Below are 16344 nucleotides of genomic sequence, written 5' to 3' on the forward strand. Positions count from 1 at the left end.
CAGCCGGCGCCCGACGCCGGCTTTCTCTCATACACCGAAGCTAACCATGTTTGAAAAAATCCTCATCGCCAACCGTGGTGAAATCGCGCTGCGTATCCAGCGCGCCTGCCGCGAAATGGGCATCAAGACGGTGGTCGTTCACTCGGAAGCGGACAAGGACGCCAAGTACGTCAAACTGGCCGACGAATCGGTCTGCATCGGCCCGGCACAGTCGTCGCTGAGCTACCTGAACATGCCGGCCATTATCAGCGCCGCCGAAGTCACCGACGCCGAAGCGATCCACCCGGGCTACGGCTTCCTCTCCGAAAACGCCGACTTCGCCGAGCGCGTGGAAAAATCGGGCTTCGTCTTCATCGGCCCGCGTTCCGATTCGATCCGCCTGATGGGCGACAAGGTCTCGGCCAAGCAGGCCATGATCCGCGCCGGCGTGCCTTGCGTGCCGGGTTCGGACGGCGCCCTCTCGGACGATCCGAAGGAAATCATCCAGACCGCGCGCAAGATCGGCTACCCGGTCATCATCAAGGCCGCCGGCGGCGGCGGCGGTCGCGGCATGCGCGTCGTGCACACCGAAGCGGCCCTGCTGAACGCCGTGCAGATGACCAAGACCGAAGCCGGCACCGCCTTCGGCAACCCGGAAGTCTATATGGAGAAGTTCCTGGAAAATCCGCGTCACGTGGAGATCCAGGTGCTGGCCGACGAGCACAAGAACGCCGTCTGGCTGGGCGAACGCGACTGCTCGATGCAGCGCCGCCACCAGAAAGTCATCGAGGAAGCGCCGGCGCCAGGCATCCCGCGCAAACTGATCGAGAAGATCGGCGACCGCTGCGCCGAAGCCTGCCGCAAGATCGGCTACCGCGGCGCCGGCACCTTCGAATTCCTGTACGAGAACGGCGAGTTCTATTTCATCGAGATGAACACCCGCGTCCAGGTCGAACACCCGGTCACCGAAATGATCACCGGCATCGACATCGTGCAGGAACAGATCCGCATCGCCTGCGGCGAAAAGCTGCGCTTCCGCCAGCGCGACATCATGCTGTCGGGCCACGCGATCGAGTGCCGCATCAACGCCGAAGACCCGTTCAAGTTCACCCCGTCGCCGGGCCGCATCACCAGCTGGCATCCACCGGGCGGCCCTGGCATCCGTGTCGATTCGCACTCGTATGCGGGATACTATGTTCCACCTCATTACGACTCGATGATCGGCAAGGTAATTTCCTACGGTGCAACGCGCGAGCAGGCAATTCGCCGCATGCAAATTGCGCTCTCGGAAATGGTGGTTGAGGGTATCCTCACCAACATCCAGCTGCACCGCGAACTGATGGTGGACGCCCGCTTCATCGAAGGCGGCACCAACATCCACTACCTGGAGCAGAAGCTGGCCAACCGCCCGGACACGAAAGTGACCCTGGGCACGGACAATAAGGCTGAGGCATGAGCTGGACTGAAGTCGTCATCGAAATCGCACGCGAGCACGCAGAGGCGCTGTCGGATGCCTTGATGGAAGCGGGCGCGTTGTCGGTGTCGGTGGAAGACGCCGACGAAGGCACGGAGCAGGAAAATCCCCTGTTCGGCGAGCCGGGCATGGAGCCGCTTGAGGCGGCCTGGGACCACAGCCGCGTGGTCGCCCTGACCGATACCGACGCGGATCAAGCCGCGATCGTCGCCGAAGCGGCGGCCGCCATCGGGCTGGCGAATCCACCGGCATTCACCACCCGTTCGGTGGCGGATGCCGACTGGGTGCGCCTGACCCAGTCGCAGTTCGAGCCTATCCACATCGGCAAGAACATCTGGGTCGTGCCGAGCTGGCACGAGGCGCCGAACCCCGACGCCCTGATCCTCGAACTCGATCCGGGCCTGGCCTTCGGCACCGGCAGCCATCCGACCACCCGCCTGTGCATGGAGTGGCTGGAAGCGCACCCCAAGCCCGGTAAATCGGTGCTGGACTACGGCTGCGGCTCGGGCATCCTGGCGATGGTCGCCAAGAAGCTGGGCGCCGCCGACGTTGCCGGCGTCGACATCGACCCGCAAGCGATCGAATCGGCGAAATCGAACGCCGAGCGCAACGGTTGCGAGATCGATTTCTACCTGCCGGACGCCTTTGCCGTTGCGCCGAACGAGCGCCATGCCAAGGGTCAGTTCGACATCGTGGTGGCCAACATCCTCTCGAGCCCATTGAAGCTGATGGCGCCGATGCTGTCCGGCCGCGTGGCGCCGGGCGGTTCGCTGATCCTGTCGGGCGTGCTGGCGCGCCAGGCCGAGGAAGTGGCCGCCGCCTACGCACCTTTCATCAAGCTGGGCGTCTGGGCCGAGCAGGACGGCTGGGTCGCCCTTCACGGCACGCTCGGTCAGGACACCGTACCGCCGGCGCGTAGCTCCACTCCTCGATAAGGAGAGCCCGGCATGGCGCTCGCCACTCAATGCCCCCATTGCGGCACGATGTTCCGGGTCGCCTCGGACCAGCTCAAGCTACGTGGGGGCATCGTGCGCTGCGGCGCCTGCCAGGAAATCTTCGACGGCAGCGCCACCCTGGTCGACCTCGATGCCCTGCCGGCGCGTACGCCGGTGGCGCCGCAGCCGGCCAGTACGCAGGCTGCGCCTGCTGCTGCTCCCGCCGTCGCACCTGTTCCCGCATCTGCGCCACCTGCTGCTGAATCACCTGCCGCAACCGTAGCCGCACCCGAGGCTGCCCGTGCAGCCGAACCGGAATCCGATCCCCTGCCCTTCACCATCGTCGACGGTCCGGCGGAGTCGTCCGATGCCGTGAACGACGCGGCTGCGCCGGATGTCGACGAGCAGCCAGTCTACACGCTCGACTTCGACCACACCTTCGACCCGTTCGGCATCCTGCCGAAGGTCGATGCGGCCGAGGCGAATCCGGAACCCGCGGCGCAAGCTGTGCAGGCCGAGGCCGACAGCCACGCCTTGCCCGAGACGCCGCAGGAAGAACCGGCGGTGGCGCTCGAGGCCGAGACTGTCGCCGAAGCGCCCGTCGACGCTGTGCCGATTGAAGAGGAAACCGCGGCGGCGGCGGAAACGGCTGCGGCGGCGCAGGCCGACATCGCGTCCGAACCAGAGGCCGCCGAGGCCGCGCCGGTCGAACCGGCGCCTGCCGCATTACTGCCCGACGAAACGGCGTCCATCGAACCCGTGCCCGAGCCTGCGACGCCGGTATCCGCCAGCGAGAAACAACCCACCGCGGCAGTGCCTCCGCCTTCCGCGGCAACGGGACGCATCGAACCCAGCCTCGGCCTGCCCGTGGACGAGGAACTGGTGGCCCAGGCGCTGCCGGACCACGCCCCCGAACCGGCAAGCAGGATCCCCGCGCCGCGCGCGGCGGATGCACCGCCGCTGCCGATGCGCGAAGCCGCCGCCAGCGTCATCAACGCCCATGCGCCCAGCCTGCCCAGCGCGCCGCCGGTGGCACGCACGCCGGCCGTGCGCCGCGCCGAAAAGGCGGCCGCACGCCGCTCGCGCCTGACCCCGACCAGGATCGACGCGCCGCCGAAGATCCGCGTGCCGGAAAGCGACGAGCCCGAATTCGTCCGCCGCGGCCGCCAGCAGGAGCAGAGCGGCCGCACGCGCAAGATCGCGATGCTGGCCGGCGCGATCGTGCTGCTGCTGATCCTGGTCGCCCAGGGCGCGATCACTTTCCGCAATGCCCTGGCAGCGCACTTCCCGGCCGCCAAGCCGGCGCTGGCATCAAGCTGCGCGGTGCTCGGCTGCCGCGTCGAGCTGCCGGCGCAGGTCGACAACCTCGTCATCGACACCGGCGAACTGACCACGCTCGGCGGCGGCGCCTATGCCTTCACCACGCAGCTGCGCAACCAGGGCGCGGTGCCCCAGGCCTGGCCGAGCCTGGAACTGTCCCTGACCGACGCCAACGACAAGCCGCTGGTGCGCCGCGTGTTCGCGCCGCGCGACTACTTGAAATCGGGTTCCAGCCCGGGTGCCGCAGCTGCGGCCACCGGTCTTGCGCCGCGCGTCGAACAAGCGATCACGCTCCACTTCCGCGTGGACGACCTTCAACCATCCGGCTACCACATCGCCGTTTTCTACCCCTGACAGAACATGACTCACCCTACCCTGATCTGCGGATCGCTGGCATTCGACAAGATCATGCAGTACCACGGCCGCTTCGCCGACACCCTGCTGGCTGACCAGCTGCACCGCGTGAACGTCTCCTTCCTGGTCCCGACCCTGCGCACCGAATACGGCGGCTGCTCGGCCAACATCGCCTACAACCTGAATCTGCTGGGCGGTGACCCGCTGATCATGGCGACCATCGGCCAGGACGGCGCCGACTACCTCGAGCGCCTGCGCAACTTCGGCATCAAGACGCGCGCCATCAAGACCATCGGCGACGCCTACACCGCCCAGTGTTTTGTTACGGCCGACCAGGACAACAACCAGATCAACGCCTTCCACCCGGGCGCGATGCAGTTCTCGCACGAGAACAACGTCGCCGACTGCGGCCCGCTGCGCGTGGCGATCATCGCCCCGGACGGCCGCGACGGCATGCTCAAGCACGCGCGCGACTGCGCCGCACTCGGCATCCCCTTCATGTTCGACCCGGGCCAGCAGCTGCCGATGTTCAGCGGCGAAGAGCTGCTCGCCTTTATCGAGCAGGCGACCTACCTGGCGGCGAACGACTACGAGTTCGAGATGATCATGGACCGCACCGGCCTGACGCTGCAGGACATCGCATCGCGCCTGGACGCGCTGGTCGTCACCCGCGGCGAGAAGGGTTCCGAGATCTACGCCGGCGGCGAGCGCTACGACATCCCGGCGGTGCCGGCAGCGACCGTGGTCGACCCGACCGGCTGCGGCGACGCCTACCGCGCCGGCCTGCTGTACGGCATCGCGCAAGGCTACGACTGGAAGACCAGCGGCCGCATCGCCAGCCTGCTCGGCTCGATCAAGATCGCCCACCAGGGCGGCCAGAACCACAGCTTCACCCCCGCCGAGATCGCCGACAAATTCGAAGCCGCCTTCGGCTACCGTTTCAAATAAGCCGATACGTGATCGTGGGGTGGGCACTCCGTGCCCACGCGTTACGCCCTTCGAGCGAAGCCACGTACAGCGAGCTATCGCTCGCGCCGTGAAGCGCAAGCCAGCGAACGCAAAGTACGAAACGCAAAGTACGAAACGCAAAACAAAAAAATGGGCAGCCCAGGCTGCCCATTTTCACATCCAAACAATACGACTCAATACGGCCCCGGAATCAGCATCCGCAGCACGTAAAGCGCAATCTGCAGCAGCAGCACCGCCACCAGCACCGACAAGTCCAGCCCGCCGATCGGCGGCACCACGCGGCGGATCGGCCGCAGCAGCGGATCGTTCAGCGCGTGCACGAAGGGCGCCAGCGGCGCGTGGGGATTGACCCAGCTGAAGATCGCCTCGATGATCAGCAGCGCCACGAAACCGTAGATGATCCACTTCACGAAGCGCGCCAGCGCCAGCAGGAACACTTCCTGCCCGCTGGCCCCGACCAGCAGGTAGATGCAGGTGGCCAGCAGCACCACCAGGAAGGCGCCGAGCAGGCTCGCCCAGTCGTAGCCGCCGGCGCCCGGTACCACGCGGCGCAGCGGCTTGACCAGCCAGTCGCTCAGTGTGAACGTGAACTGTGCCACGGACGCGGGGGGACGCACCCGGATGGCCTGCATCCAGAAACGCAGAAGCAGCACCGCGCCCAGCACGCTGGCGGCGGTATCGACGATCAACTGAAGAATGGGCAGCACGAAGACTCCTTGAGATGAAAACCTATTTCGGTAGGAATGCCTGGCTGCGGGCAAGCCCCCAGCGTTCAGCCTACTGAAATAGATTCGAAAAAAAACCGCTGTGCGAACATATCACACAGCGGTATTGTGCCCTAAGCGGGCGCGGCCTGCCGTTACGGACGGCTGCTGGTCGGGAACGGCCATGCGGCGGCCGGCGCCAGCACGGTCTTCGCCGCCGGTGCCGGAGCGGCCGGCTTGGCGTCGCCGCTCGCTTCTTTCGACGCTTGCTTGGCTGCGGCCTGGGGCTTGGCTTCGGTTTCCTTGGCTGCCTTCTTCGCTGCCGGCTTCTTGGCTGCAGGCTTGGCCGCTGCTTCCGGCTTGGCTTCGGCCTTCGCTTCCGGCTTCGCTTCCGCCTTGGCTTCCGGCTTCGCTTCGGCCTTCACTTCCGGCTTGGCTTCGGCCTTGACTGGCGGTGCAGCCGGCTTGGCCGCGGTTGCCGCTTCCGGCTTGGCTTCGGCCTTCATTGCGGTCTTGGCTGCCGGCTTGGCTGCGGTCTTGGTTGCGGCGGCTTTCGCGGACGTCTTCGCAGACGTCCCCTTCGCTACGGTCTTGGTCGCTGCAGCTTTGGCCGGAGCCTTCGTTGCGGTCTTGGTTGCTGCGGCTTTGGCCGGAGCCTTCGCTGCGGTCTTGGTCGCTGCGGCTTTGGCCGGAGCTTTTGCTGCGGTCTTGGTTGCGGCTGCCTTGGCGGACGTCTTCGCAGACGTCCCCTTCGCTGCGGTCTTGGTTGCGGCTGCCTTGGCCGGAGCTTTTGCTGCGGTCTTGGTTGCGGCTGCCTTGGCCGGAGCTTTTGCTGCGGTCTTGGTTGCTGCCTTGGCCGGAGCCTTCGCTGCGGTCTTGGTTGCTGCCTTGGCCGGAGCCTTCGCTGCGGTCTTGGTTGCTGCCTTGGCCGGAGCCTTCGCTGCGGTCTTGGTTGCTGCCTTGGCCGGAGCCTTCGCTGCGGTCTTGGTTGCTGCCTTGGCCGGAGCCTTTGCTGCGGTTTTCGTTGCGGACGTCTTCGCAGACGTCCCCTTCACCGGAGCTTTTGCTGCGGTCTTGGCTGCCGACTTGGCCGGAGCCTTTGCCGCGGTCTTGGCTGCCGACTTGGCCGGAGCTTTTGCTGCGGTCTTGGCCGGCGCTTTTGCCGCGGTCTTGGTTGCTGCTGCCTTCACCGGCGCTTTTGCTGCGGTCTTGGCTGCTGCCTTGGCGGACGTCTTCGCAGACGTCCCCTTCGCTGCGGTCTTGACTGGCGCTTTTGCCGCGGTCTTGGCTGCTGCCTTCACCGGAGTCTTTGCTGCGGTCTTGGCTGCTGCTTTGGCCGGTGCTTTTGCTGCGGTCTTGGTTGCTGCTGCTTTAGCCGGAGCCTTCGCTGCAGTCTTTGCCGGAGCGGCAGTTTTCTTTGCAGCCGGTTTTGCGGCGGCCTTGGTCGCTGCTGCTTTTGCTACCGGCTTGGCTGCGGCTTTCTTTGCTGCCGGTGCTGCAGCTTTCTTTGCTGCCGGCTTCGCAGGTGCCTTGGTTGCAGTTGCTTTCTTCGCTGCCGGCTTTGCAGCCGGCTTGGCAGCCGACTTCGCAGCCGGTTTGGCGGCGGCCTTGGCCGGGGTCTTCTCTGCCGGCTTGGCGGCGGTTGCCGACTTCTTGGCCGCGACTGGCTTTTCTGCTGCGGCGGTCTTTGCGGCCGGTTTGGCGGCAGTCTTCGCTGCCGGTTTTGCTGCTGGTTTCTTAGCGGCTGTTGCCATTTTTATTCTCCTTCTCTGCGATGAGAAAATACGCTACAAGGTTTAAACCCGTCCGAACGTTTTCTTGCGTCGGGCGAATTATTCATCGGCACAAACCGGTCGGTTACTGCCAATGAATACGGCACCAGCTGAACTGCTGCAACTCCTCACAATTGCAGCGCTTCAGCCAACGTCGCAGGACACTCACTCTTCCAGCTGTTTTTCACATCGCTACCCTTGCGGGCGCGAAAAGAAAAAGCCGCCTTGCCTGAACGCGATCAGGCAGTGCGGCTTGTTCTTTTCGCTGCGCTCAAGTGCATACTGATTGAATCAGCGTCCCATTATTCGATCGGTTTTGTTTGCCGGTGAGCATGCAAAAAAATCCATGTTCACACTTTGACAAATTCAATCACGTAAAGTACACGAAAACCTTGTCAGTGCGCAACCCGCACACATGAATTTCACTCTATTGGACAGCGCCGCAACGCTTTGTGCGTCAAAGGAAGCCTGATTTCATCGGCAAATCTCGCAAATCGCGTTTGCACGCAGGGTGCGCACGATTGAAACGCCGGCATCGACCGGAATAAAAAAAACCCGACGATTTCTCGTCGGGCTTTTGCATTTACTGACGCTGTCGCTGTGGCTATCGCGACGATCAATCCCAGCTCAGCGCACCGCCGGTCTGGTACTCGGTCACGCGCGTCTCGAAGAAGTTACGCTCCTTCTTCAGGTCGATCATTTCGCTCATCCACGGGAACGGGTTCTCTTCGTTCGGGAACAGCGGTTCGAGGCCGATCTGCACGGCGCGGCGGTTGGCGATGAAGCGCAGGTAGCTCTTGAACATCGGCGCGTTCAGGCCCAGCACGCCGCGCGGCATGGTGTCTTCGGCATAGCGGTATTCGAGTTCGACCGCCTGCAGGAACAGCTGCTTGAGCTCTTCGCGGAAGGCCGGGGTCCACAGCTGCGGGTTTTCCATCTTGATCGTGTTGATCAGGTCGATGCCGAAGTTCACGTGCATCGACTCGTCGCGCAGGATGTACTGGTACTGCTCGGCGGCGCCGGTCATCTTGTTCTGGCGGCCCAGCGCCAGGATCTGGGTGAAGCCGACGTAGAAGAACAGGCCTTCCATCAGGCAGGCGAAGACGATGATCGACTTCAGCAGCTGCTGGTCGGCCTCCAGGGTGCCGGTCTTGAATTCAGGATCGGTCAGGACGTTGATGAACGGGATCAGGAACTGGTCCTTGTCGTGGATCGACGCGATCTCGTTGTAGGCGTTGAAGATTTCCTTCTCGTCCAGGCCGAGCGACTCGACGATGTACTGGTAGGCGTGGGTGTGGATCGCCTCCTCGAACGCCTGGCGCAGCAGGTACTGGCGGCATTCCGGCGCGGTGATGTGGCGGTAGGTGCCCAGCACGATGTTGTTGGCGGCCAGCGAGTCGGCGGTGGTGAAGAAGCCGAGGTTGCGCTTGACCAGGCGGCGTTCGTCTTCGGTCAGGCCGTTCGGGCTCTTCCACAGCTCGATGTCGCGCTGCATGTTCACTTCCTGCGGCATCCAGTGGTTGGCGCAGCCGGCCAGGTACTTGTCCCATGCCCACTTGTACTTGAACGGCACCAGCTGGTTGACGTCGGTCTGGCCGTTGATGATGCGCTTGTCGTCGGCGTTCACGCGCTTGGCGACTTCTGCGGCAGGTGCGCCGTCTGGAGTCACTGCGGGATTGCCTGCGAGCGCAGGGTTCGCGCCTGGCGCGGTGCTTGGTTCATCGTCCCATGACAACATGATTGTTTCCTTTGAATTCTTGACGTGGCAGCGCCCGGCATGGAGCCGGGCGTGCGCTTACTGATTAATTACTGATTGACGTTTATTGGCAAGCTTCGCATTCGTCGAAGCCGGCGTCGCCCGGACGCAGGTAGCAAGCCGCGCCGTCGACCACTTCAGGAGCGGCGCCTGCAGCAGCGGCTGGCGCCGATGCCGCGGCCGCTGCCGGAGCAGCGTGACCGGTCAGGCCGCCCGACACAGGGACCGCGTTCAGCGCGCCGGTACGGGTGGTCGACTTCTCCATGTGCGTCGCCGCGATGGTGCGCAGGTAGTAGGTGGTCTTCAGGCCGCGCAGCCATGCCAGTTTATACGTCTCGTCCAGCTTCTTGCCCGAGGCGCCAGCCATGTAGATGTTCAGCGACTGGGCCTGGTCGATCCACTTCTGGCGGCGCGATGCCGCTTCCACCAGCCACTTCGGCTCGACTTCGAACGCGGTGGCGTAGATGTCGCGCAGGTCCTGCGGCACACGGTCGATCTTCGAGAGCGAGCCGTCGAAGTACTTCAGGTCGGCAATCATCACTTCGTCCCACAGGTCGCGCGCCTTCAGGTCGCGCACCAGGTAGGAGTTGATCTCGGTGAATTCGCCCGACAGGTTCGACTTCACGTACAGGTTCTGGAAGGTCGGCTCGATGCAGGCCGACACGCCGATGATGTTCGAGATCGTCGCGGTCGGTGCGATCGCCACGCAGTTCGAGTTACGCATGCCGAACTGCTTGATGCGCTCGCGCACCACGTTCCAGTCCATCGATTCGCTGGTGTCCTGCTCCAGGTAACCGCCACGCTCTTCCGCCAGCAGCTTGATCGAGTCCTGCGGCAGGATGCCGCGGTCCCACAGCGAACCTTCGTAGGTCTCGTAGCGGCCGCGCTCTTCGGCCAGCTCGGTCGAGGCCAGGTAGGCGTAGTAGCAGACGGCTTCCATCGACTTGTCGGCGAACTCCACCGCTTTGTCGGATGCGAACGGCACGCGCATCATGTGCAGGCAATCCTGGTGACCCATGATGCCCATGCCGACCGGGCGGTGGCGCAGGTTCGAGTTGCGCGCCTTTTCCACGGCGTAGTAGTTGATGTCGATCACGTTGTCCAGCATGCGCATCGCGGTGCGGATGGTCTTCTGCAGCTTGACGTGGTCCAGGCCATCGCCCTTCATGTGCTGCGGCAGGTTCACCGAGCCCAGGTTGCAGACGGCGATCTCGTCGGCGCTGGTGTTCAGCGTGATCTCGGTGCACAGGTTCGACGAGTGCACGACGCCGATGTGCTGCTGCGGCGAACGGATGTTGCACGGATCCTTGAAGGTGATCCATGGGTGGCCGGTTTCGAACAGCATCGACAGCATCTTGCGCCACAGGTCGAGCGCCTCGACTTTCTTGTACACGGTCATTTCGCCGCGCGCCGCCTTGGCTTCGTAGGCGACATACGCCTCTTCGAAGGCACGGCCGACCTTGTCGTGCAGGTCAGGCGTCTCGCTCGGCGAGAACAGGCTCCAGTGGCCCTTTTCCATCACGCGCTTCATGAACAGGTCCGGGATCCAGTTCGCGGTGTTCATGTCGTGGGTGCGGCGGCGGTCGTCGCCGGTGTTCTTGCGCAGGTCGAGGAATTCCTCGATGTCCATGTGCCAGGTTTCCAGGTAGGCGCAGACCGCGCCCTTGCGCTTGCCGCCCTGGTTCACCGCGACGGCGGTATCGTTGACCACCTTCAGGAACGGGACCACGCCCTGCGACTTGCCGTTGGTGCCCTTGATGCGCGAGCCCAGCGCACGGACCGGGGTCCAGTCGTTGCCCAGGCCGCCAGCGAACTTCGACAGCAGCGCGTTTTCCTTGATGGCGTCGTAGATGCCTTCCAGGTCGTCGCCGACGGTGGTCAGGTAGCACGACGACAGCTGCGAGCGGCGGGTGCCCGAGTTGAACAGGGTCGGGGTCGAGCTCATGAAGTCGAACGACGACAGCAGGTTGTAGAACTCGATGGCGCGCTCTTCGCGCTCGGCTTCGCGCAGGGCCAGGCCCATGGCGACGCGCATGTAGAAGGCCTGCGGCATCTCGATGCGGGTTTCGCGCACGTGCAGGAAGTAGCGGTCGTACAGGGTCTGCAGGCCGATGTAGCCGAACTGCAGGTCGCGGTCGGCGACGATGGCTTTCGCCAGGCGCTCGAGGTCGTACTTGCCCAGTTCTTCGTCGAGCAGCTCGTTGGCGATGCCCTTGGCGATGTATTGCGGGAAGTAGGTGACGTATTCGGCGGCAGCCTTGGCTTGCGGGACTTCCTTGCCGAAGACTTCCTTGCGGATGGTGTGCAGCAGGATGCGCGCGGTCACCTGGCTGTAGGCCGGGTCCTTTTCCATCAGGGCGCGGGCGGCCAGGATGGCGGACTTGTGCAGTTCCTCGACCGGCACGCCGTCGTACAGGTTCTTCAGGGTCTCGGCGACGATGGCGTCGGCGTCGACGTGCTTCTCCAGGCCGGCGCAGGCGGCGTTCACCAGGCCGTGGACGGCGTCCATGTCCAGCGGCAGGCGCTGGCCGTTGTCGACCACGTGGATTTGGGGAGCCTGCGGGGCCGAGGTACCCGCAGCTTCCTTGGCGGCGCGGCGCTCTTCCATCTGCTTGGCGCGGTACAGCACGTAGGCGCGCGCAACGTCATGCTCGCCCGAGCGCATCAGCGACAGCTCGACCTGGTCCTGCACGTCTTCGATGTGGAAGGTGCCGCCGTTCGGCTGGCGGCGCACCAGGGCAGCGACCACGTTGTTGGTCAGCTCTTCCACCAGGTCGCGGATGCGGGCCGAAGCGGCGCCCTGGCCGCCGGCGACCGCCAGGAAGGCCTTGGTCATCGCGACCGAGATCTTGTTCGGCTCGAAAGGCACGACCGCGCCGTTGCGGCGGATGATGCGGTAGTCGCCGCGTGCGGCGATCTCTGCTGCGTTATTGCCGCCGGCTGCCGCTCCTGGTGCCGCTTGCGGGTGAATTGAAATGTCTTGAGATGTCTGCATTGAGCCTCCAGGAAGGGCAGTCGTGCTGCCACCGGTTATTTCCAATGGACCGCTCGCGTGCGAGCGTCCAACGACGATTTAAAAAGCGAAAAGAGTCCCGCCAGCCGGGCAACGCCAAGCCGGGCAATATTGTTGCCTACGGATATTTAATGCATATGAAGCAAATGCGAAGCGATGCGATACTGCTGGGCTAGCGGCTACCGGTCAGCTGCCTTGCGCTGCTCCTTGAGTGTCTGGACTACGACTGGGCTGCGGCTGGGCTACCGGGTGTTACTGCTGACTCCGCTACCACTATATCTAGTGTTGCGTATTGAGATGGGACTAATTGTAGTACCTGCGCGCACAGGGGTGCAAGTGAATAAATTCTCAATTTCTGGCGTTTTTTGGTTGCGCACCTCTTGACAATCGGGGCTCTGCCAAAAGATGGGCCGTCGCGGGTTAGTAAGCACTAACACGCTGCTCAAAGCTTGTTCAGCCAACTTGTTTGGTGCTCAACAACGGCGCAGGCCGCACCATTTTGCACTGGCGAAAAGGCAACACTTTTTGATAAGTATCAACGTAGGGTGGGCGGGCAGTACCCGGGTATCGGCCTCCCTTCGACGCGTGCGCCGCCCACGCGTTCCGCTCACGATCGAAACCACGCTCCGGCTATTCATCCCTCTGTTGAACGCGTGGGCGGCGCCACCGTCGCGTGCGCGCATCCCGGCGGGTGCAGCCGCCCACCCTACACGGCGGTGCCGCCCGACGCCGGCGGTGCCTGCACGCATTCGCCCAAGGCATTATCCCAGCGCCCGCCCGCCTCGGCGCAGTCGCGCACCTTCGATTCGTGCCGCATCCACATCAGCGCGGCGATGAGCGCGATGGCCAGGGCTGCATAACGCAAGCGTTTCGGCATGTCAGTTCTCCGGCGCCTGGATGTCCAGCTTCTGCATCTGGTAGCGCAACTGGCGTACGCTGATGCCGAGCAGGCTGGCGGTCCTGGTGCGGTTGAATTGGGTCTGCTGCAGCGCGCGCTGGATGATGTCGCGCTCGACCTGCTCCAGGTAGGCCGGCAGGTTGCTCGGCAGGCTGTCGGGGCCGAGGGCCACCGGGGCGCCCGGCGCCGGCAGCGGCGCCGCGGCCGGCAGCGCGGGGGCTTCGGCGCTCGCCACCGGCAGTGCCGGCGCCGGCACCTCGTAGCTTCGCGCGCCCTCCGCCGGCCGCGCCGCCTTCAGCGACAGGTCCTCGACCTCGATCACGCCATCGTCGGCAAAGGCCAGCGCGCGTTCCAGTACGTTCTCGAGTTCGCGCACGTTGCCCGGGAAGGAATAAGCGCGCAAGGCGTCGAGCACGCCCGGCCCCAGCGAGGCGCCGCCCGCTCCGGCCAGGCGCGCCAGGATCGCGTTGGCCAGCACCGGCAGGTCGTCGAGACGCTCGCGCAGCGGCGGCAGCGCCAGCTCGATCACGTTCAGGCGGTAGAACAAGTCCTGGCGGAAGCTGCCGGTCTCGACGCATTTCGCCAAATCCTTGTGGGTGGCGCTGATGATGCGCACGTCGACCGGCTCTTCCTGGGTGGCGCCGATCTTGCGCACGCGCCGCTCCTGGATCGCGCGCAGCAGCTTGACCTGCATCGCCAGCGGCAGGTCGGCCACCTCGTCGAGCATCAAGGTGCCGCCGTTGGCCGCCTGGAAGAAGCCGTCGCGCTCCTCGGCGGCGCCGGTGAAGGCGCCCTTGCGGTAGCCGAAGAACTCGGCTTCCATCAGGTTCTCGGGAATCGCGCCGCAGTTCACGGCGACGAAGGGTTTTGCGGCGCGCGAACTCTGGGCGTGGATCTCGCGCGCGGCCAGCTCCTTGCCGGCGCCGGACTCGCCGGTAATGGCGATCGGCGCCATCGAGCGCGCCAGGCGCGCGATCTGGGCGCGCAGCGCCTGCATCGCCTGCGAGTTGCCGATCAGGCGGGAACCGGTCCCGCCCTCCCCCGCCGCCGGGCCCGCCGGGGCCTCGGACAATTTCAGCGCCGAGCGCACCATCACGCGCAATTCGTCCAGCACCACCGGTTTCGAGACGTAATCGAAAGCGCCGGCCTTCAGCGCCACCACCGCGTTCTCGGCGCTGCCGAAGGCGGTGATCACGGCGATCGGCGTCTTCGAGGTGCTCGAGACCTCGCGCACCAGTTCCAGCCCGAGCCCGTCCGGCAGGCGCATGTCGGTCAGCACCAGGGCGTAGCTGTTGTCGTCGACGAGACGGCGCGCCTCGCGCAGGGTGGCGGCGCAGTCGACGTCCAGGCCCATCTTGACCAGCGTGATCTCGAGCAGGTCGCGCAGGTCGGCTTCGTCGTCGACGACCAGGATGCGGGGTGAACTCATGGCTGCCTTTCTTTACTGTCCATGCGCGCCGGCCGCCGCCGGCTGGGCGAAGGTGATCACAAAACGGCCGCTGGCCTTGCGCGCGCCGCTCGCCGCCGGGTCGTAGCGGTATTCGTAGTCGAGCTTGGCGCCGTTGTTCAGGCACAGCTCGCGCGCCAGGTAGAGCCCGAGGCCCGTGCCCTTGCTCGACGTAGTATAGAAGGGTTCGAACAGGTGGGCGCGCACGTCGGGCGTGATGCCGGGGCCGTCGTCCTGCACGTGCAGCTCGAGCGTGCCGAAGGGATCGAGCTCGGGCCAGATGCGGATGCTGGCCGGCTTGCGGCTGGCATAGCGGATCGCGTTGCCGAGCAGGTTGACCAGCACTTCGCGCAGGTGCAGGCCGTCGAAGCGGACCTCGATCGCGCCGGCGCCGCCCAACCACAGCATATCCTCGGGCAGCTCCTGGGTTTCGCAGAACTCCGCCTTCAGCTCGGCCAGGAAGCGGCCCAAGGGGATCGGCTCGGCATACGGTTGGGCCTTGCGCGAGAGCTGCAGGATGTCCTCGACCATGCGGTTCACGCGCGCCACGTTGTCGCCGATGATCTTCAGGAGCCGCACCTCGGCCTTGCCGTGCAGGTCCTCGGCCAGCAGCGCGGTGGCGTGGCCGATGGCCGACAGGGGATTCCTCACCTCGTGCGCGATGCTGGCGGTGAGCCGCCCCATCGAGGCCAGCTTCAGCTGCTGCGCCTGGTTTTCGATGGCGCTCACGTCCTCCATGAAGACGACGCTGCGCCCGGGCCCGCCGGCGCCCACGTCGACGCGGGCGAAGCGCAATTTCAGGTGCGCCGGCTGGTCGCGCCGCGCGCTCGCGCCCTTGTCTGCGCCCTGCTCCTGGAAGGGTTTCAGGATCACCCAGGCTTCGTCCGGCCCGGCCTCGCCTTCGACCGGCTCGACCGCGGCCAGGGCCGGGGGCGTGCCGGTGAGACCTCGCCAGCGCGCAAAGGCGCCGGCCACCGGCTCCAGCCCATGCACCGCGTCCAGGCGCAGTCCGGCCGGCGCGTCGAGTCCCAGCATGCGCCGTGCGGCCGGGTTGGCGGTGTGGATGGCGCCGTCGGCGCCGAGCACCAGCACGCCGTCGCCGACATCGGCGATCACGATCTCGTTGATCGATTGCTGCACCTGCAGGTCGAGGCCGCGCTGGGACGCCAGCTCTTCCTGCCCGATCAGGCGCGCCGCCAGCCGGTTGACCAGCAGGACCACGGCGAAGAAGGCCACGCCGTACATCCCGGCCTGCATCAGCGGCGGCTCGCCCTCGCGCGCGAAGATCTGCCAGGAAGCTTCGAGCAGGATGAAGATCGACGCGATCGAGGCCGCGAACAGCGCCAGCACCAGGGGCGCGAGGATGGCGGCGCCGGCCAGCGGGAACAGGTAGAGGATGCCGAGGCCGCTGCGGACGCCGCCGGCCGCCAGGTAGAGCAGCGAAATGGCCGCCAGGTCGGTCGCGATCTGGCAGGCCAGCTGCAGCGGGAAACGGCGCTTCCAGAAGGTGGTCAGCAGGCCGAACAGGATCGCGGCGGCGAAATACGCGATGCAGGTGCGCGCATAGGCCGGATCGCTGGTGGCGCGACCGTCGCGCACGTCGAAGGCGAGGTAGAGCAGCAGCACCACCCCGATGACGATGCGGGTGACGTTCAGCGCCTGCAGCGAGCGCCAGAAGGTCGTGCGCGACTGCGTGGACAGCGCCGGCCAGCGGATCTTCAAG

Annotated in this window: 12 protein-coding genes; 5 read left to right on the forward strand and 7 right to left on the reverse strand. The window is 65.3% G+C overall.

Annotated elements, in window-relative coordinates; translation table 11 throughout:
- The first annotated feature begins 46 nt into the window (after positions 1–46).
- The 4 genes from accC to ACFOPH_RS15425 are packed head-to-tail and all read left to right on the forward strand — an operon-like array spanning position 47 to position 5010.
- On the forward strand, positions 47–1435 hold the full coding sequence (accC, locus tag ACFOPH_RS15410) for an acetyl-CoA carboxylase biotin carboxylase subunit (protein WP_312554000.1): 1389 nt from the start codon (positions 47–49) through the stop codon (positions 1433–1435).
- Positions 1432–2388 (forward strand): 50S ribosomal protein L11 methyltransferase, encoded by a 957-nt coding sequence (gene prmA, locus ACFOPH_RS15415; protein WP_312554003.1) that lies wholly within the window; start codon positions 1432–1434, stop codon positions 2386–2388. Before accC ends, prmA begins: the two co-directional genes overlap by 4 nt.
- A gap of 12 nt (positions 2389–2400) precedes the next feature.
- Positions 2401–4062 carry a DUF3426 domain-containing protein gene (locus ACFOPH_RS15420; protein ID WP_379736224.1) on the forward strand — a complete coding sequence of 554 codons (1662 nt, stop codon included), beginning with the start codon at positions 2401–2403 and terminating at the stop codon, positions 4060–4062.
- A gap of 6 nt (positions 4063–4068) precedes the next feature.
- Positions 4069–5010, forward strand: a complete 942-nt coding sequence (locus ACFOPH_RS15425) for a carbohydrate kinase family protein (protein WP_312554144.1) — start codon at positions 4069–4071, stop codon at positions 5008–5010.
- Positions 5011–5204: 194 nt separating this feature from the next.
- Here the strand turns inward: ACFOPH_RS15425 and ACFOPH_RS15430 are convergent, their stop codons facing one another.
- Together ACFOPH_RS15430 and ACFOPH_RS15435 are read right to left on the reverse strand one after the other, a co-directional pair.
- Positions 5205–5738 (reverse strand): YggT family protein, encoded by a 534-nt coding sequence (locus ACFOPH_RS15430; protein WP_312554146.1) that lies wholly within the window; start codon positions 5736–5738, stop codon positions 5205–5207.
- 152 nt (positions 5739–5890) lie between these two features.
- Complete coding sequence (locus ACFOPH_RS15435) at positions 5891–6241, reverse strand: histone (protein WP_379736227.1); 351 nt, start codon at positions 6239–6241, stop codon at positions 5891–5893.
- Here ACFOPH_RS15435 and ACFOPH_RS15440 point away from each other — a divergent pair.
- Positions 6225–7535, forward strand: coding sequence for a hypothetical protein (locus ACFOPH_RS15440; protein ID WP_379736229.1), 1311 nt, complete (start codon positions 6225–6227; stop codon positions 7533–7535). The two genes, ACFOPH_RS15435 and ACFOPH_RS15440, sit on opposite strands and share 17 nt — an antisense overlap.
- Positions 7536–8123: 588 nt before the next feature.
- Here the strand turns inward: ACFOPH_RS15440 and ACFOPH_RS15445 are convergent.
- From ACFOPH_RS15445 to ACFOPH_RS15465, 5 genes are all read right to left on the reverse strand, one after another.
- A complete protein-coding gene (locus ACFOPH_RS15445) occupies positions 8124–9245 on the reverse strand; it encodes a ribonucleotide-diphosphate reductase subunit beta (RefSeq protein WP_312552967.1) in 1122 nt (373 codons plus the stop codon).
- 82 nt (positions 9246–9327) lie between these two features.
- A complete protein-coding gene (locus tag ACFOPH_RS15450) occupies positions 9328–12258 on the reverse strand; it encodes a ribonucleoside-diphosphate reductase subunit alpha (RefSeq protein ID WP_312552965.1) in 2931 nt (976 codons plus the stop codon).
- 724 nt (positions 12259–12982) lie between these two features.
- Positions 12983–13153, reverse strand: coding sequence for a hypothetical protein (locus ACFOPH_RS15455; RefSeq protein WP_312552962.1), 171 nt, complete (start codon positions 13151–13153; stop codon positions 12983–12985).
- A gap of 1 nt (position 13154) precedes the next feature.
- A complete protein-coding gene (locus tag ACFOPH_RS15460) occupies positions 13155–14603 on the reverse strand; it encodes a sigma-54-dependent transcriptional regulator (protein ID WP_379736231.1) in 1449 nt (482 codons plus the stop codon).
- A gap of 12 nt (positions 14604–14615) precedes the next feature.
- Positions 14616–16343 (reverse strand): sensor histidine kinase, encoded by a 1728-nt coding sequence (locus ACFOPH_RS15465; protein ID WP_312547669.1) that lies wholly within the window; start codon positions 16341–16343, stop codon positions 14616–14618.
- Between the last annotated feature and the right edge of the window lies 1 nt (position 16344).

The sequence above is a fragment of the Massilia haematophila genome (genome assembly GCF_042647645.1).
In the GTDB taxonomy this organism is placed as follows: Bacteria; Pseudomonadota; Gammaproteobacteria; order Burkholderiales; family Burkholderiaceae_D; genus Telluria; species Telluria haematophila.